This window comes from Kitasatospora sp. NPDC058048 (genome assembly GCF_042885555.1).
In the GTDB taxonomy this organism is placed as follows: domain Bacteria; phylum Actinomycetota; class Actinomycetes; order Streptomycetales; family Streptomycetaceae; genus Kitasatospora; species Kitasatospora lactacystinica.
On sequence record NZ_JBHVRT010000010.1, the window covers coordinates 234,144 to 257,333 of the forward strand.

24 protein-coding genes are annotated in these 23,190 nt (G+C 73.9%); 18 read left to right on the forward strand and 6 right to left on the reverse strand.

Going from position 1 to position 23,190, the window contains the following annotated elements; all coding sequences use genetic code 11:
- The first annotated feature begins 3 nt into the window (after nt 1-3).
- From ACFVVA_RS14115 to ACFVVA_RS14130, 4 genes are all read left to right on the forward strand, one after another.
- Nucleotides 4-882 (forward strand): alpha/beta fold hydrolase, encoded by an 879-nt coding sequence (locus tag ACFVVA_RS14115; RefSeq protein ID WP_387689097.1) that lies wholly within the window; start codon nt 4-6, stop codon nt 880-882.
- A gap of 104 nt (nt 883-986) precedes the next feature.
- Nucleotides 987-1,394: a helix-turn-helix domain-containing protein gene (locus ACFVVA_RS14120; protein ID WP_387689100.1), complete on the forward strand. Its 408-nt coding sequence runs from the start codon at nt 987-989 to the stop codon at nt 1,392-1,394.
- Between the two features lie 2 nt (nt 1,395-1,396).
- The gene (locus ACFVVA_RS14125) at nt 1,397-1,957 is read left to right on the forward strand and encodes a hypothetical protein (protein ID WP_387689103.1); all 561 of its coding nucleotides are present in this window, start codon (nt 1,397-1,399) and stop codon (nt 1,955-1,957) included.
- A 117-nt stretch (nt 1,958-2,074) separates the two neighbouring features.
- A complete protein-coding gene (locus tag ACFVVA_RS14130) occupies nt 2,075-2,428 on the forward strand; it encodes a DUF2516 family protein (protein ID WP_387689106.1) in 354 nt (117 codons plus the stop codon).
- Nucleotides 2,429-2,540: 112 nt separating this feature from the next.
- On the opposite strand, the gene ACFVVA_RS14135 is transcribed toward ACFVVA_RS14130, so the two are convergent.
- Nucleotides 2,541-4,037, reverse strand: coding sequence for a PP2C family protein-serine/threonine phosphatase (locus tag ACFVVA_RS14135; RefSeq protein WP_387689109.1), 1,497 nt, complete (start codon nt 4,035-4,037; stop codon nt 2,541-2,543).
- Nucleotides 4,038-4,277: 240 nt separating this feature from the next.
- On the opposite strand from ACFVVA_RS14135, the gene ACFVVA_RS14140 reads away from it, so the two are divergent.
- Nucleotides 4,278-4,841 carry an O-acetyl-ADP-ribose deacetylase gene (locus tag ACFVVA_RS14140; protein ID WP_387689112.1) on the forward strand — a complete coding sequence of 188 codons (564 nt, stop codon included), beginning with the start codon at nt 4,278-4,280 and terminating at the stop codon, nt 4,839-4,841.
- A gap of 235 nt (nt 4,842-5,076) precedes the next feature.
- Here the strand turns inward: ACFVVA_RS14140 and ACFVVA_RS14145 are convergent, their stop codons facing one another.
- The gene (locus ACFVVA_RS14145; RefSeq protein WP_380553414.1) at nt 5,077-5,910 is read right to left on the reverse strand and encodes a class I SAM-dependent methyltransferase; all 834 of its coding nucleotides are present in this window, start codon (nt 5,908-5,910) and stop codon (nt 5,077-5,079) included.
- A 217-nt stretch (nt 5,911-6,127) separates the two neighbouring features.
- On the opposite strand from ACFVVA_RS14145, the gene mshA reads away from it, so the two are divergent.
- Nucleotides 6,128-7,498, forward strand: coding sequence for a D-inositol-3-phosphate glycosyltransferase (gene mshA / locus ACFVVA_RS14150; protein WP_380633278.1), 1,371 nt, complete (start codon nt 6,128-6,130; stop codon nt 7,496-7,498).
- Nucleotides 7,499-7,628: 130 nt separating this feature from the next.
- Entirely contained in the window at nt 7,629-8,165 is a 537-nt protein-coding gene (locus ACFVVA_RS14155) for a YbjN domain-containing protein (RefSeq protein ID WP_387689115.1), read from the forward strand.
- Between the two features lie 37 nt (nt 8,166-8,202).
- Here ACFVVA_RS14155 and ACFVVA_RS14160 read toward each other — a convergent pair whose 3' ends face one another.
- On the reverse strand, nt 8,203-9,465 hold the full coding sequence (locus ACFVVA_RS14160; protein ID WP_387689117.1) for an MDR family MFS transporter: 1,263 nt from the start codon (nt 9,463-9,465) through the stop codon (nt 8,203-8,205).
- A 176-nt stretch (nt 9,466-9,641) separates the two neighbouring features.
- On the opposite strand from ACFVVA_RS14160, the gene ACFVVA_RS14165 reads away from it, so the two are divergent.
- Both ACFVVA_RS14165 and ACFVVA_RS14170 read left to right on the forward strand, forming a co-directional pair.
- Nucleotides 9,642-10,400 carry a phosphoglyceromutase gene (locus ACFVVA_RS14165; protein ID WP_359913728.1) on the forward strand — a complete coding sequence of 253 codons (759 nt, stop codon included), beginning with the start codon at nt 9,642-9,644 and terminating at the stop codon, nt 10,398-10,400.
- A 290-nt stretch (nt 10,401-10,690) separates the two neighbouring features.
- Nucleotides 10,691-11,287, forward strand: a complete 597-nt coding sequence (locus ACFVVA_RS14170; protein ID WP_359913730.1) for a lytic polysaccharide monooxygenase — start codon at nt 10,691-10,693, stop codon at nt 11,285-11,287.
- A gap of 108 nt (nt 11,288-11,395) precedes the next feature.
- Here the strand turns inward: ACFVVA_RS14170 and ACFVVA_RS14175 are convergent, their stop codons facing one another.
- Together ACFVVA_RS14175 and phoU are read right to left on the reverse strand one after the other, a co-directional pair.
- Entirely contained in the window at nt 11,396-11,575 is a 180-nt protein-coding gene (locus tag ACFVVA_RS14175) for a hypothetical protein (protein WP_387689121.1), read from the reverse strand.
- Nucleotides 11,576-11,744: 169 nt separating this feature from the next.
- Nucleotides 11,745-12,434: a phosphate signaling complex protein PhoU gene (gene phoU, locus ACFVVA_RS14180; protein ID WP_359830323.1), complete on the reverse strand. Its 690-nt coding sequence runs from the start codon at nt 12,432-12,434 to the stop codon at nt 11,745-11,747.
- A 306-nt stretch (nt 12,435-12,740) separates the two neighbouring features.
- Here phoU and ACFVVA_RS14185 point away from each other — a divergent pair, with 306 nt between their 5' ends.
- Both ACFVVA_RS14185 and ACFVVA_RS14190 read left to right on the forward strand, forming a co-directional pair.
- Complete coding sequence (locus ACFVVA_RS14185; RefSeq protein ID WP_387689124.1) at nt 12,741-14,168, forward strand: sensor histidine kinase; 1,428 nt, start codon at nt 12,741-12,743, stop codon at nt 14,166-14,168.
- A gap of 2 nt (nt 14,169-14,170) precedes the next feature.
- Nucleotides 14,171-14,866 (forward strand): response regulator transcription factor, encoded by a 696-nt coding sequence (locus ACFVVA_RS14190; protein WP_031069385.1) that lies wholly within the window; start codon nt 14,171-14,173, stop codon nt 14,864-14,866.
- Nucleotides 14,867-14,968: 102 nt separating this feature from the next.
- Here the strand turns inward: ACFVVA_RS14190 and ACFVVA_RS14195 are convergent, their stop codons facing one another.
- Nucleotides 14,969-15,622 (reverse strand): DUF461 domain-containing protein, encoded by a 654-nt coding sequence (locus ACFVVA_RS14195; RefSeq protein WP_387689127.1) that lies wholly within the window; start codon nt 15,620-15,622, stop codon nt 14,969-14,971.
- Nucleotides 15,623-16,050: 428 nt separating this feature from the next.
- Between ACFVVA_RS14195 and ACFVVA_RS14200 the strand changes: the two genes are divergently transcribed.
- The 7 genes from ACFVVA_RS14200 to ACFVVA_RS14230 all read left to right on the forward strand — a co-directional run bounded on the left by ACFVVA_RS14200 (nt 16,051) and on the right by ACFVVA_RS14230 (nt 23,140).
- Complete coding sequence (locus ACFVVA_RS14200; RefSeq protein WP_014136563.1) at nt 16,051-16,533, forward strand: CarD family transcriptional regulator; 483 nt, start codon at nt 16,051-16,053, stop codon at nt 16,531-16,533.
- Between the two features lie 297 nt (nt 16,534-16,830).
- The gene (gene ispD, locus ACFVVA_RS14205; protein WP_387689160.1) at nt 16,831-17,586 is read left to right on the forward strand and encodes a 2-C-methyl-D-erythritol 4-phosphate cytidylyltransferase; all 756 of its coding nucleotides are present in this window, start codon (nt 16,831-16,833) and stop codon (nt 17,584-17,586) included.
- Nucleotides 17,576-18,079, forward strand: coding sequence for a 2-C-methyl-D-erythritol 2,4-cyclodiphosphate synthase (gene ispF, locus ACFVVA_RS14210; protein ID WP_359913742.1), 504 nt, complete (start codon nt 17,576-17,578; stop codon nt 18,077-18,079). The genes ispD and ispF overlap by 11 nt, the downstream gene beginning before the upstream one ends.
- A 141-nt stretch (nt 18,080-18,220) precedes the next feature.
- Nucleotides 18,221-18,616, forward strand: coding sequence for a PPOX class F420-dependent oxidoreductase (locus ACFVVA_RS14215; RefSeq protein WP_387689131.1), 396 nt, complete (start codon nt 18,221-18,223; stop codon nt 18,614-18,616).
- A 94-nt stretch (nt 18,617-18,710) separates the two neighbouring features.
- Complete coding sequence (gene cysS / locus ACFVVA_RS14220) at nt 18,711-20,105, forward strand: cysteine--tRNA ligase (protein ID WP_387689134.1); 1,395 nt, start codon at nt 18,711-18,713, stop codon at nt 20,103-20,105.
- Nucleotides 20,106-20,241: 136 nt separating this feature from the next.
- Nucleotides 20,242-21,234: a 23S rRNA (guanosine(2251)-2'-O)-methyltransferase RlmB gene (gene rlmB, locus ACFVVA_RS14225; RefSeq protein WP_387689137.1), complete on the forward strand. Its 993-nt coding sequence runs from the start codon at nt 20,242-20,244 to the stop codon at nt 21,232-21,234.
- A gap of 238 nt (nt 21,235-21,472) precedes the next feature.
- Complete coding sequence (locus ACFVVA_RS14230) at nt 21,473-23,140, forward strand: DoxX family membrane protein (protein ID WP_387689140.1); 1,668 nt, start codon at nt 21,473-21,475, stop codon at nt 23,138-23,140.
- The last annotated feature ends 50 nt before the right edge of the window (nt 23,141-23,190 follow it).

Consider the following 23,190-nt stretch of genomic DNA (forward strand, 5'->3'; position numbering starts at 1 on the left):
CGCATGAGCCCGCACCCCGACGCCCCTGCCCCGGACGTCCCTGCCCTTGACGCCCCCGGCTTCGAAGTCACCGGCTCCGGGGTCCACGTCCCCGCGGAGCAGGTCCGCGCGGTCCACGTTCCGGCCCCCGGCGGCGGCCGGCTGTGGGCGGAGCGCCGAGGAGCCGGCAGCCCGGTGGTGCTGCTGCACGGCTCCGGCATGGACTCCCGGCTGTGGGACGCCGTCGCCCCGGTGCTTGCCCGCCACCACGACGTGATCCGCTACGACGCCCGCGGCCTCGGTCGCTCCAGCACGCCGGAGCGGGCCTTCGACGACGTCGCGGACCTGGGCGCCGTCCTGGACCACTTCGGTCTGCCCGGTGCCGCGCTGGTCGGTCTGAGCATGGGCGGGGAGACCGCCCTGGACTTCGCCCTCGCCCACCCCGGCCGGGTCACCGCGCTCGGCCTGGTCGGCGCTTCGGTCAGCGGCCACGACTGGCCGCCGTCCCCGGAGACCACCGCCTACGCCGAGGCCCGGCGCCGTGGCGACGCGGCGGAGCTGGCCGGGCTGGAGCTCTCCGTCTGGGCCGCCCTGGGCCGCGGCGCACCGGGCGGCGAGCTGATCGCGGCGATGGTCGAGGAGAACGCGGCCCGCCGGATCGTCAGCGAGCACCACCTCGCGGGCGCCCCGGCCCGGGCGGCCGAGCCGCTCCTGGGCACGGTCGCCGCGCCCACCCTGGTCGTCCACGGCGACCGCGACCACCCGGAGATCGCGGCCATCGCCCGGCGGCTCGCCGACGACATCCCCGGCGCCCGCGGCCACCTCGTCCCGGACGCCGACCACTACCTCCCGCTGCGCACCCCCGAACGGCTCATCGAGCTCCTCCTCGCCCATCTGGCCTGACCGCCCGGTCCGTCCGGCCCCGGCCGTGCCCCGACGGGGCGCGCGCGTTTGCTGCCGCTAGCACCCTGCTTGCATTTGCAAGCAGGGTGTTGCAGGCTGTCCGCATGGCCTCACTGAACGTCGGCTCGCTGGGCGAGTACATCCGCGAGCAGCGCCGCAACGCCCAGTACTCGCTGCGGCAGCTGGCGGAGGTCGCCGGCGTGTCCAACCCGTACCTCAGCCAGATCGAGCGCGGGCTGCGCAAGCCGAGCGCGGAGATCCTCCAGCAGATCGCCAAGGCGCTGCGGATCTCGGCGGAGACGCTGTACGTCCAGGCCGGGATCCTGGAGGAGCGGCGGGGCGAGGGCCTGGAACTGCGGGCCTCGATCCTGGCCGATCCGCTGATCAACGAGCAGCAGAAGCAGGCGCTGCTCGCGGTCTACGACGCCTTCCTCAAGGAGAACGCCGCGTCGGCCCCCACTCCGACGGCCGACGGCCCAGCCACCCAGAACACCCACCGGGAGGACCGGTAACCATGCCCATCACCGACGAGATCAAGAAGACCTTCAGCGACCCGACCCCGCTGTACGCCCTGGCCGGCGCCGGGGACCTCGCGTACGAGAAGCTGCGCGAGGTGCCGGGCCGGGTCGAGGCGCTGGCGGCGGACCGCAAGGGCGCTCAGGAGAAGGCCACCGCCACGCTCCAGGAGGCGCAGTCGCTGCTGACCGGGGCGCAGGCCAAGGTCACCGAGACCGTCACCAGCATGCCGACCGACCTCAAGGCCCTGCAGGAGCGGGCCCAGGGCTTCGCGCTGCAGCAGGTGGCCCGCGCGGTCGAGCTGGCGGTGAAGGCCAAGGAGACCTACGACGAGCTGGCAGAGCGCGGCAAGGTCGTGGTGGACAAGGCCCGCCCGGGAGCCTCGGAGGAGGGCGAGCCGTCCGAGCGGCCCGAGCTGACCGTGGAGCCGGTCGAGGTCGCGGAGCCGGTCGGGGTCGCGGAGCCGGCCGAGCCCGCCCCGGCCGCGGAGGGCGGCGCCGAGCCCGCCCCGAAGAAGCCCGCCCGGGCCCGCAAGGGCGCCGCCGACGCCGCGGAGTGACGTGGTGCCCCGAGGGGCACAGTAGGTGACCGTAGGACGTTGACCCCGTTGCGGACGGTCGTCGTGCCAGGATGGGCGGCGGTCGCAGTGCCGGAGTCGAGAGCAGAGGAGATCGAAATGGTCGGAGTGTTGCAGATTCTGGCCTTTTCCTATCTGAACCCGATCTGGTGGGCGACCATCGCCATCCTCGGCTACAAGCTGTTCGCCCTGGTCGACGCGGTCACCCGCCGGGAGGACGCCTACCGGGCGGCCGACAAGAAGACCAAGGGCTTCTGGGTGGCGATCCTGGCGATCTCCTTCGGCTGGGACTTCCTGTTCGGGGTGAACTTCTTCACCGGCATCGGCACCCTGGCCGGTCTGGTCGCCTCGATCGTCTACGTGGTGGACGTCCGCCCGGCGATCCGGGCACTGACCGGAGGCAGCGGCGGCCGGGGCGGCCGGAGCAACACCGGTCCGTACGGCCCCTGGTAGCCCCGGCGGCGGACGACGCGACGGCCCGGGCGGGGAGTTCACCCGCCCGGGCCGTCGCGTGCACGCCGCGTACCCGGCGCATGCCCGGCCGGCGGCGCGGAAGCCCGGCCCGTCAGCCGAGGATCAGCTGCACCGGGTTGCGCTCCAGCAGCAGCACCGCGACGTCGTCGGTCAGCGCCCCGCCGTTCAGCTCCTCGACCTCGGCGATGGCGCTGTCGACCAGCCGCCCCCGGGTCAGCCCGGCGGCCTGGTGGTCGCCGACCAGGTCGGCGAGCCCGTCCTGGCCCAGGCGGCGGGACCCGGCCCCGACCCGGCCCTCGATCAGCCCGTCGGTGTAGAGCAACAGCCGCCAGCCGGCCCGCAGTTCGACCTCGTGGGCGGGCCAGGCGGCCTGCCCGTCGTGGCACGGCAGCAGGCCGAGCGCGGGGCCGGCGAGGTCGGAGGGCAGCGAGATCGGATCGTGGTCCCGGCCGAGCAGCAGCGGCGCCGGGTGCCCGGCGAGGTAGAGCCGGGCCCGCTCGCCGGCGCCGAGCGAGCCGAGGTCGCTGCCGCTGCCGCCGGGCTCGATGACCAGCATGCAGAGCGTCGCGAAGATCTCGTCGCTGCGCCGCTCGTGCTCCAGCACGTGCTGGAGGGTGGTGAGCAGGGTCTCGCCGGTGAGGCCGGCGAAGACCAGGGTGCGCCACGCTATCCGGAGCGCGACGCCGAGCGCGGCCTCGTCCGGGCCGTGGCCGCAGACGTCGCCGATCACGACGTGAACGGTGCCGTCGTCGGTGCGCACGGCGTCGTAGAAGTCGCCGCCGAGCAGCGCGCGGCGGCGGCCGGGGCGGTAGCGCCGGGTGAAGGAGAGCCCGGCGCCGTCGAGCAGCGGGGTGGGCAGCAGGTGGCGCTGGAGGCGGGCGTTCTCCTGGCCGCGCAACTCGGCCTCGACCAGGCGGCGCTGGGACTCGTCGGCGCGCTTGCGCTCGACGGCGTAGCGCAGGGCACGGGCGAGCAGCGGGCCGTCGGTCTCGTGCTTGAGCAGGAAGTCCTGGGCGCCGGCCGCGACGGCGGCCGCGCCGAGCTCGGCCCCCGCGGCGTCGGTGAGCACCACGACCGGGGTGTGCGGGGCCCGGCGGAGCAGTTCGTGCAGGCCCTCCAGCCCGTCCGAGGGGTCGGACGGGTGCGGCAGGTCGGCGGGCGAGGCGAGGTCGAGCAGCACGCAGCCGAACTCGGGGGTGCGGGATCGCCCGCGCCGGGCCCAGGGTGCGGGCGGGGCGAGCAGTTCGGTGGCCTGGTCCAGGCCGCGGGCCCAGTGGATCTCGATCGAGGTGCCGCTGTCGGCCACCGCGGCCTTGATCAGCTGGGCGTCCGAGGCGTCGTCCTCGATGACCAGCAGCCGCAGTGGCGTGCCGTCGGCGGGCCCGTCCGCCGCGGCGGGGCCGTCCGGGTCGGGGATGTGGGACGGGTGGGAGGCGTGCGCGGCCCGTGAACGGGGGTGAGGTATCGGGGAAGTCGCCGTGGCCGGTCCGGTCGTGGCACGGCCGCGGGCATGGCCGACACGGGCGCCGTCATGGGCGCCCGGCAGGTCCGCGGCACCAGGTGCCCGCCCGTCTCCCGTTGCGGGCATCGGTGGTTCCTCCCTTTCCCCGACTGCGTAACGGCCGGCGTCCGTCCGCAGTGCCCGCCTGGCACCGCGCGTCGGGGAACTTCTCGCGACCATAACGTGATCTCCGGGGATTTCTCCGGCCGACCGGCGCCGTTGTGGCTATTGCCACGCCGGTGGCGGTGCGGTGACTGGACTCGGACGACGACTCGGTTCCGTCCCGGCGGATGCCGGGCGGCCCGGGAGAGGGAGCGGGAGCGGGCGATGGTGGAGCGGATCACCCTGGTGGAGGGCGACATCACGGAACAGCCGGTGGACGCGGTGGTGAACGCCGCCAACTCGTCCCTGCTGGGCGGTGGCGGGGTGGACGGCGCGATCCACCGCAAGGGCGGGCCGCAGATCCTGGAGGAGTGCCGCCGGCTGCGCGCCTCGCACTGGGGCAGGGGGCTGCCCACCGGACGGGCGGTGGCGACGGCGGCCGGACGGCTGCCGGCCCGGTGGGTGGTGCACACCGTCGGGCCGGTCTACCGGGCGGAGGAGTACGAGGAGCGGGCGGAGCTGCTGGCCTCCTGCTATCGCGAGTCGCTGCGCACCGCGGTGGCGCTCGGCGCGCGCACGGTGGCCTTCCCGGCCGTGTCGGCCGGGATCTACGGCTGGCCGCCGGCGGACGCGGCCCGGATCGCGCTCGGCACCGTCGCGGAGGTGCTGGACGGCGGTGACGCGGAGGCGGGTGCGGAGCTGGCGGAGGTGCGGTTCGTGCTGTTCGGGTCGGAGATGTACGGGGTGTTCGAACGGGCTCGGCGGGAGCTGTCCGAGCGGGACGCCTGACGGCCGGGTGGGGTGTGGTGCCGGCCGGGTGGCGTGTGGTGTCGCCGCTCGGCCGGGTCCATGGTGGCGTGCCGGGGCGTCAACACGCCAGAGATATTCGATAACTCGTTCGAGTGAATGCATCGGGTCGGTCACCAGCTCCGGCGCTCGCGGGCATGCGCGCGCCCCCGAACCCGGCAGCACGCGCCGGCCAGCCGTTACCGCGCCGGCCCGTCGTTGCGGTGCCGGCCGGCCGTTACGGTGCGAGCGCCGACCAGGGCAGCGTGACCTCGCCCTGCCGCCACCGTCCGCGCGCGTCCACCAGCGGCCAGCCGCCCGCCAGCGCCGTGCAGGCCGCCACCCAGCGCTGCCGCGCCCCGAACGCCCCGTACGGCGCTGCCGCCGCCCAGGCCCGGTCGAAGTCGGTCAGGAAGGCGTGCACCGGCCGCCCGGGCACGTTGTGGTGGATCAGCGCCTTCGGCAGCCGCTCGGCCAGGTCGGAGGGCTGGCCGAGGCCGCCCAGCCGGGCCGCGAAGGTCACCGTCCGGGGCCCCTCCGGACCGAGCGCGACCCAGACGTGCCGCCGCCCGATCTCGTCGCAGGTGCCCTCGACCAGCAGCCCGTCCGGGGCGAGCCGCGCGCACAGCCGCTCCCACACCCCGGCGACCGCCGACTCGTCGTACTGCCGCAGCACGTTGGCGGCCCGGATCAGCTGGGCCGGCGCGCCGCCGTCCAGCGGCACCTCGAAGCCCCCACGCCGGAAGGTGAGCAGCGGCGGCTCGGCGTACGGCAGCGCGGCGGCGACCCGCTCCGGCTCGATCTCGATCCCGACCACCCGGACGTCCGGCCGCACCGTGCGCAGCCGCCCGGCCAGCTCGACGGCGGTCCACGGCGCCGCGCCGTAGCCGAGGTCCACCGCGACCGGCGGGCGCTCGGCGGCGCGCAGCGCGCGGCCGAGGGTGTGGGCGATCCAGCGGTCCATCCGGCGCAGCCGGTTGGTGTTGGTGGTGCCCCGGGTGACCGTCCCCACCGGTCGCCCGGTCCGTCCGCGGGCGGGCGCGGCGGGAACGGGTTCGAAGGAGGCAGCCATGCCCAGAAGGGTAGTCGGGCCGTCGGCGGCACCGCGCTGACCTGGGGCGATGGCGACCGCCCCGGCCGGTGGGCCGGGGCGGGAATGCCGAGCGCGGTCCGTGTGGTTGGCAGACTGGTGGTGATGTGTGCCCGGGACGGGGCAGCGCACACCGGACAACGGGCGGCCCGGTACGGACCGCCTCGACGGGCAGCACAGAGGAGGCTTCAGCCAGGTGATCCAGCACCCCGTCCGTTCGGTCCGCCGTGCCCAGTCGGCCGCCCCCGCGCGCGGCCGGCTCCAGTCGCTCGTCCCCGGCCGCCGCCGTCCGCGCCGGATCGCCATGCTGAGCGTCCACACCTCGCCGCTGCACCAGCCCGGCACCGGGGACGCCGGCGGGATGAACGTCTACATCGTCGAGCTGGCCAAGCGCCTGGCCGACCTCAACATCGAGGTCGAGGTGTTCACCCGGTCGATCTGCTCGGACGACGCGCCGACGGTCGAGCTGGCCCCGGGCGTGCTGGTCCGCCACGTCACCGCCGGGCCGTACGAGGGCCTGATCAAGGAGGACCTGCCGGCCCAGCTGTGCGCCTTCACCCACGGGGTGCTGCGGACGGAGGCGGGCCACCGCCCCGGCCACTACGACCTGGTGCACTCGCACTACTGGCTCTCCGGGCAGGTCGGCTGGCTGGCCGCGCAGCGCTGGGGGGTGCCGCTGGTGCACACCATGCACACCATGGCGAAGGTCAAGAACGCCGCGCTGGCCGCGGGCGACACGCCCGAGCCCGCGGCCCGGGTGATCGGGGAGACCCAGGTGGTGGAGGCGGCCGACCGGCTGATCGCCAACACCACCGAGGAGGCCGCCGAGCTGGCGCTGCACTACGCCGCCCGGCCGGACCAGCTGGCCGTCGTCCACCCCGGGGTCAACCTGGACGTCTTCCGTCCCGGCGGGCCGCGGACGCCCGCCGCCGCACGGGCCCGGCTGGGCCTGCCGCAGGACGCCGCGGTGCTGCTGTTCGCGGGCCGGATCCAGCCGCTGAAGGCCCCGGACGTGCTGCTGCGGGCGGTCGCCGCGCTGCTGGCCCGGCGCCCGGAGCTGCGCGAGCGCCTGGTGGTGCCGGTGGTCGGCGGGCCGTCCGGCACCGGGCTGGCCCGGCCGGAGAGCCTGCACAAGCTCGCCGCCCAGCTGGGCATCTCCGACGTGGTGCGATTCCACCCGCCGGTCGGCCAGGAGCTGCTCGCCGACTGGTACCGGGCGGCGACGGCCCTGGTGATGCCCTCGTACAGCGAGTCCTTCGGGCTGGTCGCGCTGGAGGCGCAGGCCTGCGGCACCCCGGTGGTGGCGGCCGCGGTCGGCGGTCTGCCGGTCGCGGTGCGGGACGGCGAGACCGGCACCCTGGTGCAGGGCCACGACCCGCTGGACTGGTCGTACGCGCTGGAGCCGTACATCACCGACCGGGGCCTGGTGGCGCGGCGCGGCGCGGCGGCGGCCCGGCACGCGGCCGGCTTCGGCTGGGACACCGCGGCGGCGACCACCGCCGAGGTGTACGCCGGCAGCATGGCCCGGCCGGCCGGCCGGATGGCCGCGGCCCGTCGCCGACTGGCCTGAGCGCGGGACGGCCCGGCCTCGGTCGGCCCGTCGCCGACCGGCCCGGGGGCGGCCCGGCGGAACGTCGCGCGGCCCGTCGCCGGCCGGCCGAGGCTGCGCCCGCCCGGTACCGGCGAGTAACGTCACCCCCATGGCAATCCGCACCAAGGACGAGGCCCTGACCCTCCTGCGCACCGCCCTGGACGACGCCGGGGTGGCCTGGGAACCGACCGCCACCGACCCGTACACGCTGGTGGCGGCCCTCCCGGGCACCCGGAAGCTGAGCACCACCTGCGCCCTGCGGGTCGGCGACCACACCCTGTCGGTGAACGCCTTCGTGATCCGCCGTCCGGACGAGAACCACGAGGCCGTCTACCGCTGGCTGCTGGAGCGCAACACCCGGCTGTACGGCGTCGGCTACGCGGTCGACGCGCTCGGCGACGTCTACCTGGCCGGCCGGCTGCCGCTGGAGGCGCTCACCCCGCAGGTCGTGGACCGGCTGCTCGGGACGGTGCTGGAGAACGCGGACGAGCCGTTCAACACCCTGCTGGAACTGGGCTTCGCCACGGCGATCCGCCGGGAGTGGGAGTGGCGGACCAAGCGCGGGGAGTCCACCCGCAACCTGGCCGCCTTCGCCCACCTGGCCGCCCCGAAGGAGCCGCCGGCGGGCGCCCCGGACGCGGACTGACCCGTGCGGTCCGACCCGTTCGGACCGACCCGTTCGGTCAGGCGCCCGCCGGGGTCTTCCCGGCGGGTTCCGCCGCGGGCGCCGGGACCGTGACGACGGTCCCGCCGGGCCGGATGCCCTGGGCGGCGCCGGTCCGCTTGCCCAGCAGCAGGTAGCCGACCGCGGCGACCGTGCCGCAGACTCCGCACGCGCCCCACAGCGCCCCGCCGCCGGCCCGCTCCAGCAGCACCCCGCCGACGGCCGGGCCGAGGAACGAGGCGAGCGACCAGGCGAGCGAGTAGACGCCCTGGTAGCGCCCGCGGGCATGGGTCGGCGACAGTTCGGCGATCAGGCCCATGAGGGTCGGCGTGTAGAGGATCTCCCCGACCGTCCAGACCGCCACCGTGCCGGCGTAGAACCACGCGGACGACCCGGCCAGGGCCGTCAGCCCGAATCCCCAGCCGATGAACAGCGAGGCCGCCGCCAGCATGGCCGACCGGCTGCGGCTCTCGACCCACCGGGTGAGCGGGATCTGCAGCAGCACGATCAGCAGCCCGTTCAGGCCGATGACCAGGCCGTACTCGGTGGACGTGATGCCCCGGCGGCCCATGTCCACCGCGAGGGTGGTGGCACCCTGCTGCAGCACCAGGGCGAGCAGCAGGGTGAGGCCGACCACGGCCATGAAGCGGCGGTCGCGGAACACGGTGCCGAGGCCGACCGCCGGTTCGTCGGCCTTCGCCGTCCGGACGTCGGGCTTCGTCTCCGGGATCCTGACGAAGATCACCACCGCGCACAGCGCCGTGGAGAGCGCGTCCAGCAGGAAGAGCGTGAGGTAGCCGTGGCTGGCGATCAGGCCGGCGACGGCCGAGGAGAGGCCGAAGCCCAGGTTGATCGCCCAGAAGTTCAGCGAGTAGGCGCGGACCCGGTCGGCGACCGGGACGATGTCCGCGATGATCGCCGAGATGGCCGGCCGGGTGGCGTTGTTGCAGAAGCCCACGAGGAAGGCCACCACCGCGATCGCGACCTGACCGTCCGTGAAGCCGAGCACGGCGGTGAACAGCGCGGTGCCGAGCTGGGCGGCGAGCAGGGTCGGACGGCGTCCGACCCGGTCGGTCAGCACGCCGGCGATGATCGCGGAGGCCGCCGAGCCGAGGCCGAACAGGGCGGCGACCAGGCCCGCGTAGGTGGCCGAGTACCCGCGGCTGCTGGTGAGGTAGAGCGCGAGGAAGGTGACCACGAAGGCGCCGAGCCGGTTGACCAGGGTCGAGACCCAGAGCCACCAGAACTGGCGCGGCAGCCCGCCCGCCGTCTCCTGGATCATTCTTCGGAAACCGGCGGTGACGAGCATGTGGGGGCTCCCGGGGGCAGGCGTCCGCCGATCGGTGCGGCAGGCCCGGTCAGCCGACGCTTGTAAGTGTCAGATGCGCGAGGCACACATTACACATTGGGCGAAGGTCCCCACCAGGGGTTTTCCGGGCCCCCACTAAGCTGGGGGCCATGGCTGACACGACGTACCGACTCATCCTGCTCCGCCACGGCGAGAGCCAGTGGAACCAGAAGAACCTGTTCACCGGTTGGGTCGATGTCGACCTCAACGAGAAGGGCGAGAAGGAGGCCGCCCGCGGGGGCGAGCTCCTGGCCGCCGAGGGTCTGCTCCCCGACGTGCTGCACACCTCGCTGCTGCGCCGCGCCATCCGCACCTCGCAGATCGCCCTGGACAAGGCCGACCGGCACTGGATCCCGGTCAGCCGCAGCTGGCGGCTGAACGAGCGCCACTACGGTGCGCTCCAGGGCAAGGACAAGGCCCAGACCCTGGCCGAGTTCGGCGAGGAGCAGTTCCAGCTGTGGCGCCGCTCGTACGACACCCCGCCGCCGGTGCTGGCCGACGACTCCGAGTACTCGCAGGCCGGCGACGCCCGTTACGCCGAGATCCCGAGCGAGCTGCGTCCGCGCACCGAGTGCCTGAAGGACGTCGTGGAGCGGATGCTCCCGTACTGGTACGACGCCATCGTCCCGGACCTCGCCGCCGGCCGGACCGTGCTGGTCACCGCCCACGGCAACAGCCTGCGCGCGCTGGTCAAGCACCTCGACGGCGTCTCCGACGAGGCCATCGCCGGCCTGAACATCCCGACCGGCATCCCGCTGGTGTACGAGCTGGACGCCGACTTCAAGCCCGTCACCCCGGGCGGCCGCTACCTCGACCCGGACGCCGCCGCGGCCGCCATCGAGGCCGTCAAGAACCAGGGCAAGAAGTAAGCCGCTTGCCGCTACGGCCCCGCCCCCGGTCCGACCGGGGGCGGGGCTCGTTCGTTTTCGGTCGGTTCGTTCTCGGTCGGTTCGGGTTCAACCTGACTGCGCGGGAGGGGAGTTGGGCAGTGCATGGGAAACTGGTTCAGACCATTGACGGGCTCGGTCGGCCACTCCTACCGTGAGGGCACCGGACTGGCGCAGGCATGCCGGGATCTCCCCGTCCGGGCCGCCGCACCCCCACGCGCGCGCGTCCGCGCCCCCGGCGCACACTCCATCCACCCCCACGGAGGAGCACCATGCGCACACGTCACATCGTCGGGGCCGCCGTCGCCGCGCTGGCGATCCCGCTGACCCTCGCCTTCCCGGCCTCGTCCCACGGCTGGATCTCGACCCCGCCCAGCCGGGCCGCGCTCTGCGACACCCACGTGGACGGCGTCCCGTGGGACTGCGGTGACATCCAGTGGGAGCCGCAGAGCGTCGAGGGCCCCAAGGGCTTCCCGGCCCTCGGCCCCTCGGACGGCACCATCTGCGCCGGCGGCAACGCCCGCTTCGCCGAGCTGGACGACCCCCACGGCGGCGCCTGGCCGACCACGCCGGTGACGGCGGGCCAGCAGCTCACCTTCACCTGGACCTTCACCGCCCGGCACGCGACCGCCGACTTCCGGTACTACATGACCAAGCCGGGCTACGACGCGAGCCAGCCGGTCACCCGCGCCAACCTGGACCTGACGCCCTTCCTGACCGTCCCGTACGGCGGGAAGCAGGTGCCGAGCACGCTCAGCCACACCGCGACCGTCCCGGGCGGGCGCACCGGGCACCAGGTGGTCGTCGCGGTCTGGACGATCTCCGACACCGGGAACGCCTTCTACTCCTGCTCCGACGTCCGGTTCTGACCTGCGGAAGGCCCGCGGGAGGGTGAGCGGGCGAGCAGGCCGGAACGCGCGAGGTGCACGGTCACGGGTGGGCCGTGCACCTCGGGAGCTCCTCGGGCGGTGCCGCGTTCAGTGGCCGCCGCAGCAGCCGCCGTCGGCGCCTCCGCACTGGCAGGGCGCGCCGGACTGGCAGCCGCAGCCGCAGCCCGGGCCGCAGCCGCAGCCGGCCGCGAGGACGGGAAGCAGCTTCGGGGCGGGTGGCTCGACGGAGTCGTGGGCGGTTGCCGGTCGGGACGGGTTGGCCTTCATCGAGCTTCCCTCCTTGTGACGGGCACAGTCCTGTGCCCCCAACGTCGAGTGAAGCCGTCGAACGGATGAGCGTCAACGGGCGCGCAGTGGTGGGGCGCACGGAAGTCCGTGCGCCCGCACCACCCTTGCCACAGGTTTACTCACCCCTCGGGTGAGCCCGGACCGGCGGTCAGTCGACCGGCGCGGCCTCGGCGGCCTCGGTGGCGGCCACGAACTCGGCCACGTGCTCGCCCGTCACCAGGTACACCACGCGCTTGGCGACCGACACCGCGTGGTCCGCGAAGCGCTCGTAGTAGCGGCCGACCAGGGTGATGTCGACGGCGGTCTCTATGCCGTGGTGCCAGCGCTCGTCGATCAGGTGCGACAGCAGCTCGCGGTGCAGGGTGTCGATCGCGTCGTCGTCCTGCTCCATCTCCAGGGCCTTGTCGACGTCCTTGGTGGCGATGACCAGGCCGGCCTTGGCCACCAGGCGCTGGGCGAGCTGGCCCATCTCCAGGACGGTGGAGTGCAGGTCGCTCGGCACGGCGGTGTCGGGGTAGCGCATCCGCGCGACCTTGGCGACGTGCCGGGCGAGGTCGCCGCAGCGCTCCAGGTCGGCGCTCATCCGCAGCGAGGTGACGACGATGCGCAGGTCGGTGGCGACCGGCTGCTGGCGGGCGAGGAGGTCGATGGCCCGGTTCTCCAGCTCGTGGTGGAGCTCGTTGACCTTCTCGTCGGCGGCGATCACGCTCTCCGCCAGCGCCAGGTCCGCGTCGAGGAGGGCGGTGGTGGCCCGGCCCATCGCCGATCCGACCAGCCGGGCCATCTCGACCAGGCTGTCGCCGATCGCATCGAGTTCCTCGTGGTACGCGTCGCGCATGTTCTCTCCTCAGTAGCTGTGTCGGTGGCGGTGCCGACCGGCCGGCCCGTACGACCGCCGTTCCGGCGTCCGGGTGACCGCTGCTGGTGGCGCGCATCGTACGCGCACACCCGAGCCGATGGCCGCTGTTCGGCACACCGATCTCTCCCACACGGGCTGCCCGGCCAACTTTCCGCCGCCAGGGCGACGGTGCACGGCCGCTACGGTGAATCGACAGCTACCTGAAGGTGAATTCTCGGCAACGCGTGGTGGATGCCTTGACCCAGTGCATGGGGACTGCCCTGGTCGTGCGCTTACGCTGGCCACATGGACGTGAACGTGGCCGCCGCCGCTGCCTGTGCCATAGCCGGGCTCGGCGTCGGCCTCACCGCCTCCATCGCTTTCCGCTGGAGCGAGCGCGAGCAGGCCAGGGGCAGGTACAGCGCAACCGGCGGCAGGAACCCCGGCCGGTACCAGTCACTGGGCACCGGCAACCCCGAGCCGCCGCTGCCGCCCGGGGTCGACACCGTGCTCTCCGTGCTCCGCTCCTGCGCGATCGTGCTGGGCGAGGGCGACGAGGTGGTCAAGGCCAGCTCGGCGGCGTACGCGATGGGCCTGGTGCGCGGTGGCGCCGTCGCTGTGGACCAGATGCTCGGGCTGGCCCGCGCCACCCGCAGGGACGGCGAGATCCGCCAGGTCGAACTGGAGGTGCCCCGGCCGGGCGCGGCCCGCGCGGCGGAGCCGCTCGCGGTCTCCGTCCGGGTGGCCCCGCTGGGCTCCCGACTGGTGCTGGTGCTGGTCGAGGACCAGACCGAGCGGCGCCGCGTGGAAGCCGTCCGCCGGGACTTCGTGGCCAACGTCAGCCATGAGCTCAAGACCCCGGTCGGCGCCCTGTCGCTGCTCTCCGAGGCGGTCGTCGACGCGTCCGACGACCCGGAGGCGGTGCAGCGCTTCGCCGGCCGGATGCAGGTCGAGGCGGCCCGGCTGGCCAGCCTGGTGCAGGAGATCATCGACCTCTCCCGGGTCCAGGACGACCGGCTGATGGTCGACCCGGAGCCGGTCGCGGTGGACGAGCTGATCGCCGAGGCGATCGACCGCTGCCGCCAGCAGGCCGCCGCCAAGCAGATCCTGATCGCGGCGGGCGGCATCGCCGGCCTCTACCTGCACGGCAACCGCGGCCAGCTCGCCGCCGCGCTCGGCAACCTGGTCGAGAACGCCGTCAACTACAGCCCGCCCCGCACCCGGGTGGCCATCGCCACCCGCCGGATCTCCAGCGCCGCGGCGCTCGGGGAGGCGGACGGCGAGCTCATCGAGATCTCGGTCACCGACCAGGGCATCGGCATCTCCGAGAAGGACCGCGAGCGGGTCTTCGAGCGGTTCTACCGCGTCGACCCCGCCCGCTCCCGGGCGACCGGCGGCACCGGCCTGGGCCTGTCCATCGTCAAGCACGTCGCGGCCTCGCACGGCGGCACCGTCTCGGTGTGGAGCGTCGAGGGCCAGGGTTCGACCTTCACCGTCCGCCTGCCCGCCGGGCAGGCACCCACGGAGGACGAGCCCGACGACGCGTTCGACGACGAGTCCGACGCGTTCGACGGTCCCGTTGACACGCCGGACCGCGCGCCGGGCGGCGACCCCGCCGGGCCCGCCGCCGCACCCCGAACCCTCACCACGGCCCGTACGGACCGTCCGTTCCCCGCCGGGGAACGGAAACAACACCTGTCAGACACAACCCCTCAGCTTGCCCCGGAGGCCTGATCGTGACCCGAGTACTGGTGGTCGAGGACGAGGAGTCGTTCAGCGACGCCCTCTCGTACATGCTCCGCAAGGAGGGCTTCGAGGTGGCCGTCGCCGCCACCGGCCCCGACGCCCTGGAGCAGTTCGAACGCAACGGTGCCGACCTCGTCCTGCTCGACCTGATGCTGCCGGGCCTGCCCGGCACCGAGGTCTGCCGCCAGCTCCGGGTGCGCTCCAACGTCCCGGTGATCATGGTGACCGCCAAGGACAGCGAGATCGACAAGGTCGTCGGCCTGGAGATAGGCGCTGACGACTACGTCACCAAGCCGTACTCCACCCGCGAGCTGGTCGCGCGGATCCGCGCGGTGCTGCGCCGCCGCGGCGAGGACGGCGGCGCGGGCGACAACGGCGGCGGCCCGGGCGCCCTGGAGGCGGGCCCGGTCCGGATGGACGTGGACCGCCACGTGGTGACCGTGGACGGCGCCAAGGTCGACCTGCCGCTGAAGGAGTTCGACCTGCTGGAGATGCTGCTGCGCAACGCGGGCCGGGTGCTCACCCGGATGCAGCTGATCGACCGGGTGTGGGGCGCGGACTACGTCGGCGACACCAAGACCCTGGACGTCCATGTGAAGCGCCTGCGGGCCAAGATCGAGCCGGACCCGGGCGCGCCGCGCTACCTGGTCACCGTCCGCGGCCTGGGCTACAAGTTCGAGCCGTAAACCGTCCCGACCACGCGGAAGGCCCCCGCCGGCAGCAGCCGGAGGGGGCCTTCGCGTCGCTCCGGCGGGCCCTGGCGGGCCCGCCGGGGGCGGGGTGCGGTGTCAGTGCGCGGCCGGGACGGCCGGAGCGGTGGTGCCGGCCGGGACGGCGGCGCCGGTGGTCGGCGCCCCCGGGGTGGTGGCGCCGGTGGCCGGGGCGGTGGCGCCGGGGGTGGCGGTCTTGGCAGGGGTGGCGGTCGGCGACGGGGTCGGCCCGTAGCCGTTGTAGAGGCCGAGGTCCGGGTTCACGCCGGCCTGGGCCTCGACCTTCTGGCCGTCCTTGAAGGTGAAGACGGTCGGGGCGAAGCCGCCGACGTGGACGGTCGCGGAGGCGACGGTGGCGGACGGGTTGCCCTGACCGCCGATCGCGACCGCGCCGCCGGCCGGGACGACGATGCTGGACAGCGGAGCGCCGGCGGCGTCCGCGAAGGTGGCAGAGGCACCGCCGACGGTGACGGACTGGAGCTCGGCCGGGTTGTTCGCGGTGTTCGCGATGTTCACGACCACGCTGGCGGCACCGGTGTAGTCGCCCGCGGTGTTCTCCCCGGTGACGACCACGATGTTGTTCAGCCGGAGGTTGGTCCCGAGGGTCGCCGCAGCGTTGTCGGGCTTGATCTGCAAGGTATCCGGCGTGTTGCCGGCGGCGCAGGAGGACAGCGAGGCGATGGCGATGGCGGCGATGGCGGCGATGCTGCCGCGTCGAAGGCTGCGGCTCACGGCGGCGGCTTCTCCTAAGTCACGTGTCGGTAGGTCAGGTCTCAGATTATCGACCTCACTTATGCGCTCCTCACGGGGTGGCCCCCGTGTCGCACTCCCGGGGGCCGCCGGGGGGCCGTCCGGCGGCACGCTCGACGTGTCCAGGTCACTCGACGGACAAGGTTCGACCAAGATCGAATAACGATTCGGTCGCGACCCGAAAAGGGGTGAAAGCTCAAGATCCAATCATGGTTGCGGGGGTGTTGCGCAAGGGTTTCGTCCAACCCCGGAACCGCCTCCGACCTGCGGGAAGCCGCCCTCGAACATCGGTCGCAGCACGTCATGGGGGTCGTTGTCAAGCCCCGAGACCGGCCCTGACCTGCGAAAACGCCCTTCGAGTGTGCCGAGAAGCGTGTTATTCTGGAAAGCCACGGAAGGGGTCCTGTCACATGACGTTCAAGGTTGGCGACACGGTGGTCTACCCCCATCACGGGGCCGCGCTGATCGAGGCCATCGAAACCCGCCAGATCAAAGGTGTGGACAAGACCTACCTGGTGCTCAAGGTGCAGCAGGGAGACCTGACGCTCCGCGTGCCCGCCGAGAACGCGGAGTTCGTCGGTGTGCGCGATGTGGTCGGCCAGGAGGGTCTGGACCGGGTCTTCGAGGTGCTGCGGGCACCGTACACGGAAGAGCCGACCAACTGGTCCCGTCGCTACAAGGCGAACCTGGAGAAGCTCGCCTCGGGTGATGTCATCAAGGTCGCCGAGGTCGTTCGCGACCTCTGGCGCCGCGAGCGCGAGCGCGGCCTCTCGGCCGGCGAGAAGCGAATGCTCGCGAAGGCGCGCCAGATCCTCGTCAGCGAGCTCGCGCTGGCGGAGAACACCAACGAGGACAAGGCGGAGACGCTGCTCGACGAGGTCCTCGCCTCGTAGCGCGCGCCACCGCAGTGCGGTCGGGCTGCCGCCCAACGCTCACAGCGCCCGGTGCCGGCGCGCCGCTCCTCGGACGAACCGTCCGGGAGTGGTGCATTGGCACTTCGGGCGCTGAGGCATGTCCGGACCACGCCACCCGCCCTGGCCGGCCGAGGCCGGCAAGACCGTTTCGGCTCCCGCTGTTGCGGGGAGCTTGCGGAGCTGTGCGGCGGGCGGTGGACCGTGGTTCTTCGGAAGGGGCCCGGTGCGCCCGCCGGGCACGCCATGGCCATACCCACTTCGCCGAAGGAGTGAAACCTGAACGCGTCAGGAGCAGTCGCAGCAGCAGTGGTGCCCGCCGCCGGACGCGGTGAGCGGCTGGGGCCGGGAGCCCCGAAGGCCCTGCGGGAACTGGGGGGTGTGCCGCTCCTGGTGCACGCCGTCCGGGCCCTGGCCCGCAGCCGGGCGGTCGGCCTGGTCGTGGTCGCCGCGCCCGCCGACGGGGTGGCCGAGGTGGTCGCCCTGCTGGACAGCCACGGGCTGGACGACAAGGACATCCGGGTGGTGGCCGGCGGGGCGACCCGCCAGGAGTCGGTCCGGCTCGGCCTGGCCGCGATCCCGGACGAGGTCGGGATCGTGCTGGTGCACGACGCGGCCCGCCCGCTGGTCCCGGTCGAGGTGGTGGACGCCGTCGCGGCCGCCGTCCGGGCCGGGGCGCGGGCCGTGGTGCCCGCGGTGCCGCTGGCCGACACGGTGAAGCGGGTCGAGCCGAACCCGGGCGGTCCCGAGCCGGTGCTCGACACGCCCGAGCGCGCCACCCTGCGCGCGGTGCAGACCCCGCAGGGCTTCGAGCGCGCCACCCTGGTCGAGGTGCACGCCAAGGCGCTGGCCGAGGAGAGCGACGGCACCGCCGACGCGCCGCCGGTCACCGACGACGCCGGCCTGGTCGAGCGCTACGGCGGCCGGGTCGTCGTGGTGCCCGGCCACGAGGAGGCGTTCAAGGTCACCCGTCCACTGGACCTCGTGCTCGCCGAGGCCGTACTCGCCCGCAGGAGGGCCGCCGATGCCTACTGACCCGCAGACCGCCCCCGTGATCCCCCGGGTGGGGATCGGCACCGACGTGCACGCCTTCGAGGCCGGCCGCCCGCTCCGGGTGGCCGGGCTGGACTGGCCGGACGCCGGGGCCGGGCTCTCCGGGCACTCGGACGCCGACGTCGCCGCCCACGCCGCCTGCGACGCGCTGTTCTCGGCCGCCGGGATCGGCGACCTGGGCGCCCACTTCGGCACCGACCGCCCGGAGTGGGCCGGCGCGTCCGGGGTGAAGCTGCTCGGCGAGGCGGCCCGGCTGGTCCGCGAGGCGGGCTTCGAGATCGGCAACGTCGCCGTCCAGGTGATCGGCGTGCGGCCGAAGATCGGCAAGCGGCGGGACGAGGCGCAGGCGGCGCTGTCCGGGGCGGTCGGTGCCCCGGTGTCCGTCTCCGGCACCACCACCGACGGACTGGGCCTGACCGGCCGGGCCGAGGGGCTGGCCGCGATCGCCACCGCCCTGGTGTACGAACGGCGTTGAGCCGGTCGCGGTGAGCGGGCGGGAAGAAACCGCCCCTGACGGGTGTTCACCCGGCGTCCGCGGGGCCCGAGTCGCTACTGTTCGGCTCGGGCCCGTACGGGCTTCCGCTCGGGCCGAACCGCCGACGAGAAGAGGTAATCCGTGACCGCCCAGCTCTCCGACCGTGCCAAGGCGCTGCTCGACGACAAGAGCTTCGCCGTGGTCTCCACGATCCAGCCCGACGGCAGCCCCCAGTCCTCGGTGGTCTGGGTCAAGCGGGACGGCGACGACATCCTGTTCTCCACCGTCCAGGGCCGCCGCAAGCACCTCAACCTGGAGCGGGACCCGCGGGTCTCGATCCTCGTCAACCCGTCGGAGGACCCGTACGAGTACCTGGAGGCCCGCGGTGAGGTCTCGCTGACCACCGAGGGCGGCCGGGAGCTGATCGACGAGCTGGCCGCCAAGTACCGCGGCGTGGACAAGTACACCTGGGACGGTCCGGACGACGTCCGGGTGGTCGTCCGGCTCGCCCCGCGCAAGGTGCTCGGCAGCATCTGACCCCGCCCGCGGGCCACTGTTTCCCCGGGATCACGCCCCCGTTGTCCCGGGGAATGTGGCGGGGCACCCCCTGCTGCCCACTACGCTTGACGCTGTGAGCATTCGTCTGTACGACACCAGCACCCGCCAGGTACGCGACTTCGTCCCGCTTGTACCGGGTTGTGTCTCGATCTACCTGTGCGGCGCTACCGTCCAGTCGGCGCCACACATCGGGCACATCCGGTCGTACCTCAACTTCGACATCATGCAGCGGTGGTTCGCCTACCGCGGCTACCAGGTGACCTTCGCCCGGAACGTCACCGACATCGACGACAAGATCATCGCCAAGGAGCGCGAGCTCGGCACGCCGTGGTGGCAGATCGGCTACGAGAACGAGCGCGCCTTCAACGACGGCTACGACGCGCTCGGCTGCCTGCGGCCGACCGTCGAGCCGCGGGCCACCGGGCACATCCCCGAGATGATCGCGATGATGCAGGGCCTCATCGCCAGGGGCCACGCCTACGCGGCCGACGGGAACGTCTACTTCGACGTGCGGTCGTACCCCGACTACCTGGCGCTCTCCAACCAGAAGCTGGACGACCTGCGCCAGCCCGAGGGCGAGGGCGAGACCGGCAAGCGGGACCAGCGCGACTTCGCGATGTGGAAGGCCGCCAAGCCGGGCGAGCCGAGCTGGGAGACCCCGTGGGGCCCCGGCCGTCCGGGCTGGCACCTGGAGTGCTCGGCGATGGCCCACAAGTACCTGGGCGCGGCCTTCGACATCCACGGCGGCGGGCTGGACCTGATCTTCCCGCACCACGAGAACGAGATCGCCCAGTCCAAGGCCTACGGTGACGACTTCGCCAACTTCTGGGTGCACAACGCCTGGGTCACCATGGCCGGCGAGAAGATGAGCAAGTCGCTGGGCAACTCGGTGCTGGTCTCCGAGATGGTCCGGGCGTGGCGGCCGATCGTGCTCCGCTACTACCTGGCCGCCCCGCACTACCGCTCGATGATCGAGTACAGCGAGGAGTCGCTGCGCGAGGCCGAGGCCGGTTTCGGCCGGATCGAGGGCTTCATCCAGCGCGCCGTCGAGCGCTGCGGCACGGTCGACGCGGCGCCCGAGGTGCCGCCGGCCTTCGCCGAGGCGATGGACGACGACTTCGGCGTCCCGCAGGCGCTGGCCGTCGTGCACACCGCCGTCCGCCAGGGCAACAGCGCCCTGAACGCGGACGACAAGGAGAGCGTGGTGGCGCGACTGGCCGAGGTCCGTGCGATGCTCGGTGTACTGGGCCTCGACCCGCTCGACCCGCACTGGGCCGGGACGGAGCGCGGCGAGGACCTTCACGGCGTGGTCGACTCGCTGGTCCGCCTGGTCCTGGACCAGCGGCAGGCGGCGCGCGAGCGCAAGGACTTCGCCACCGCGGATGCCATCCGCGACCAGCTCGGCCTGGCCGGGCTGGCGATCGAGGACACCCCGTCCGGCCCGCGCTGGACGATCAACAGCCAGTAACCCCATCCGACGATCGGGGTGATGGGTGGGCCGTACCGGACCGGTGCGGCCCTCCCGCATGACGTACGCATGTCGTCGGCGGCCACCGGGCAGACCGGGGCGGTCGGGGCATGCCGGACAGACAGGAAGTACAGCCATGGCCGGCAACAGCCAGCGCAGGAACCGCCGCAACCCCGGATCGAAGAAGGGCGCGTCTGTCGGTACCGGCGGGCACAGCCGGAAGGCGCTCCAGGGCAAGGGTCCGACCCCGCCCGGTGCGGAGCGCAAGGGTCACCCCAAGCAGCGCGCCGCCAACGCCGCGATCAAGCGCGAGCGGGACGCCAAGGCCCGGGCCGGCATGCGCCGGGCCGGCGGCGGCGGTCGCGGCGGCCGCGGCGGCGCGGGCAGCGCCGAACTGGTCTTCGGCCGCAACTCGGTGGTCGAGGCCCTGCAGGGCGACGTGCCGGCCAACGCGCTGTACGTCCAGCAGTTCATCGACACCGACGACCGGGTCCGTGACGCCTTCCAGGCCGCCAACGACCGCGGCATCCCGCTGATGGAGGCCCCGCGGCCCCAGCTGGACCAGATGACCGGCGGGATGAACCACCAGGGCCTGGTGCTCCAGGTGCCGCCGTACGAGTACGCGCACCCCGAGGACCTCCTGGCGGATGCCGCCGACGCCGGCCAGGACGCGCTGATCATCGCGCTGGACGGCGTGACCGACTCGCGCAACCTGGGCGCCGTGGTCCGCTCCGCCGCCGCCTTCGGCGCGCACGGCGTGGTCATCCCCGAGCGCCGCGCGGCCGGCATGACCGCCGGTGCCTGGAAGACCTCCTCCGGCGCCGCGGCCCGACTGCCCGTCGCCCGGGCCACCAACATGACCCGCGCCCTGGAGGCCTACCAGAAGGCCGGCCTGATGGTGGTCGGCCTGGCCGCCGACGGCGAGGCCGAGATCGGCGACCTGGCGCTGCTGACCGGTCCGGTGGTGATCGTCGCGGGCAGCGAGGGCAAGGGCCTGTCCCGGCTGGTCTCGGAGACCTGCGACATGCGGGTCCGGATCCCGATGTCCGGCCTGACCGAGTCGCTGAACGCCGGTGTCGCGGCGGGCATCGTGCTGTACGAGGCCGCGCGGCTGCGCGCCAAGCGCTGAGTGCCGAGAGCTGAGCGCTGAGAGCTGAGCGCTTGGCGCTTGGCGCTTGGTGCCGAGCGCTTGGTGCTGAGCACGGCGGGGGTGCGGAGCGCAGGCGATCTTCCGAATTCCCCGCAATCCGAGTGGAAGGCGATCGGGCCCGATCGGGCCCGATCGCTTTTTTCATGATCACTTCAAGTGTGCGCCGGACATCCACCCGGCAGAGTGTCCTAAGCGGCCGTCACCCGGTTAGACGGGCGTGGACACCAGAACACTTCGGCGCCCCCTGTTCGGCAACGGCAGTTCCGGGATAGACGCGGGCCCCGCCCTCAACACCGTCAAGGTGGAGTCGGACCCTTCGCGGCTCAGCAGCACCCAGGCGAGCTTCCGGCTGCGGCTCGGCGCCCCGACGGCGCCGCTGATCGAGGCCCCGGCCGGACTGCTGTCCACCGGCGCCGCGTTCGGCGACCCGTACGCCAACCAGGGCCTGATCCGCCGTCCGCTGGTCACCCCGCAGGTCGTCGTGCCCGCCTCCGCCGTCCCGGCGCTGGCCGGGGCCGGGGCCGGCGGCGCGCCGCGCCGCAAGGGCCGGGTCACCGCCGTCACCTGGACCGGCCAGGCACCCCCCGGGGACCTCGCGGCCACCCAGCTGCTGGAAGCGGTGCGCCTCGGCGGCACCCCGGCCGGCGGCGTCCGCCTGGTCGAGCCGGACACCCGGGCGCTCCCCTCCCTCGCGGGCGCCCGGGCCGTCCCGCGCCAGCCCCGCGAGGGCGCCGGCACCGCCACCGACGCGGGAGTCGGCCCGGTCGGCGAACCGCACGGCTGGACCCCGAGCGGCGAGCTGCCCGAGGTCTCCGCCGCCGACGCCGCGGGCAAGCAGCCCTGGTACCCCGGCCGCCGGGTCGACCTCGGCCTGGTGCTGCTGCCGCTGCGCGCCGTCCTCGGCTCGCTCGCGGTCTACGCCGGGTTCAGCAAGCTCTGCGACCCGGTGTACTTCGACGGCGGCGAGCGCGGTTCGATGATGCGCTGGCTCTCCTCGCTGCACCCCTGGAGGGTCGCCGAGCCGCTGCTGGCCTTCGCCATGGCGCACCCGGTGGGCGCCGGCCTGGCGGTGTCGTTCACCCAGATCGTGGTCGGCGTGCTGACCGTCCTCGGCCTCTGGCAGCGGCTCGCCGCCGGCGCCGCGATGGCGCTCTCCGCCGCGCTGCTGTTCACCGTCAGCTGGCGGGCCGTCCCGGTCTACGACACCCCGGACCTGATCTTCCTCGCGGCGTGGAGCCCGCTGCTGATCGCCGGGGCGCCGTTCGCCTCGCTGGACGGGCGGCTCGGCCTGGAGGCCTGGCGCCGGTTCGGCGCGGACACCACCGGGGCACTGCGCCGCCGGGTGCTGCGCCGCGGCGCCGTGGTCACCACGGTCGTGGTCGGCCTGACCCTGCTGCTCGGCTCGATGCTCGGCGCCGCCGTCCGCACCGGCGCCCGGGCGCACCAGGCGCCGGACCGTCCGGCCACCGACTACGGCACCCCGGTCTGGCCGTCGGGCAGTCCGTCCGGCGCCCCCGGCGGTGGCAAGGGCACGTCCACCACGCCCCCGCCCGCCGCCCCGCGCCCGGCCACCCCGACGCCGAGCGCGACCACCCCGGCCACCACGCCGCCCGCCAAGCCCGCCACCCCGACGCCGAGCGGCAAGGGGCACTCGGGCAGGGCGGAGGCCGGGTCGGGCGCCTCCCCGGCCGCGCCCGCGCCGCCCACCGGCCCGGGCGGCACGGCACCCGCGTCGCGCAGCACCCCCGGTGCCGGCGGTGCGGGGCCGGGGTCCAAGTCCAGCCCGAGCTCCGGCGGGCTGCTCGGCGGGGTGCTGGGCAGTGCGCCGCTGGCCGACCTGTCCGGCGGCCGGGCGTCCCACCCGGGGGCGCCGACCGCGACCTGACGCCCGCAGTAACGGCGATCGGCCGGGTGCTCCGTGGGGGAGCACCCGGC

What these genes read in the sequence shown, in the direction of transcription:
- ACFVVA_RS14155 (WP_387689115.1), top strand. Translation starts at nt 7,629, where the DNA reads ATGGCAATCCGCACCAAGGACGAGGCCCTGACCCTCCTGCGCACCGCC.
- ispF (WP_359913742.1), top strand. Translation starts at nt 17,576, where the DNA reads ATGCCTACTGACCCGCAGACCGCCCCCGTGATCCCCCGGGTGGGGATC.
- ACFVVA_RS14145 (WP_380553414.1), bottom strand. Translation starts at nt 5,910, where the DNA reads ATGGCTGCCTCCTTCGAACCCGTTCCCGCCGCGCCCGCCCGCGGACGG.
- rlmB (WP_387689137.1), top strand. Translation starts at nt 20,242, where the DNA reads ATGGCCGGCAACAGCCAGCGCAGGAACCGCCGCAACCCCGGATCGAAG.
- ACFVVA_RS14140 (WP_387689112.1), top strand. Translation starts at nt 4,278, where the DNA reads ATGGTGGAGCGGATCACCCTGGTGGAGGGCGACATCACGGAACAGCCG.
- ACFVVA_RS14170 (WP_359913730.1), top strand. Translation starts at nt 10,691, where the DNA reads ATGCGCACACGTCACATCGTCGGGGCCGCCGTCGCCGCGCTGGCGATC.
- ACFVVA_RS14120 (WP_387689100.1), top strand. Translation starts at nt 987, where the DNA reads ATGGCCTCACTGAACGTCGGCTCGCTGGGCGAGTACATCCGCGAGCAG.
- ACFVVA_RS14125 (WP_387689103.1), top strand. Translation starts at nt 1,397, where the DNA reads ATGCCCATCACCGACGAGATCAAGAAGACCTTCAGCGACCCGACCCCG.
- phoU (WP_359830323.1), bottom strand. Translation starts at nt 12,434, where the DNA reads ATGCGCGACGCGTACCACGAGGAACTCGATGCGATCGGCGACAGCCTG.
- ACFVVA_RS14115 (WP_387689097.1), top strand. Translation starts at nt 4, where the DNA reads ATGAGCCCGCACCCCGACGCCCCTGCCCCGGACGTCCCTGCCCTTGAC.
- ACFVVA_RS14135 (WP_387689109.1), bottom strand. Translation starts at nt 4,037, where the DNA reads ATGCCCGCAACGGGAGACGGGCGGGCACCTGGTGCCGCGGACCTGCCG.
- ACFVVA_RS14175 (WP_387689121.1), bottom strand. Translation starts at nt 11,575, where the DNA reads ATGAAGGCCAACCCGTCCCGACCGGCAACCGCCCACGACTCCGTCGAG.
- ACFVVA_RS14130 (WP_387689106.1), top strand. Translation starts at nt 2,075, where the DNA reads ATGGTCGGAGTGTTGCAGATTCTGGCCTTTTCCTATCTGAACCCGATC.
- ACFVVA_RS14185 (WP_387689124.1), top strand. Translation starts at nt 12,741, where the DNA reads ATGGACGTGAACGTGGCCGCCGCCGCTGCCTGTGCCATAGCCGGGCTC.
- ACFVVA_RS14160 (WP_387689117.1), bottom strand. Translation starts at nt 9,465, where the DNA reads ATGATCCAGGAGACGGCGGGCGGGCTGCCGCGCCAGTTCTGGTGGCTC.
- ACFVVA_RS14200 (WP_014136563.1), top strand. Translation starts at nt 16,051, where the DNA reads ATGACGTTCAAGGTTGGCGACACGGTGGTCTACCCCCATCACGGGGCC.
- ACFVVA_RS14165 (WP_359913728.1), top strand. Translation starts at nt 9,642, where the DNA reads ATGGCTGACACGACGTACCGACTCATCCTGCTCCGCCACGGCGAGAGC.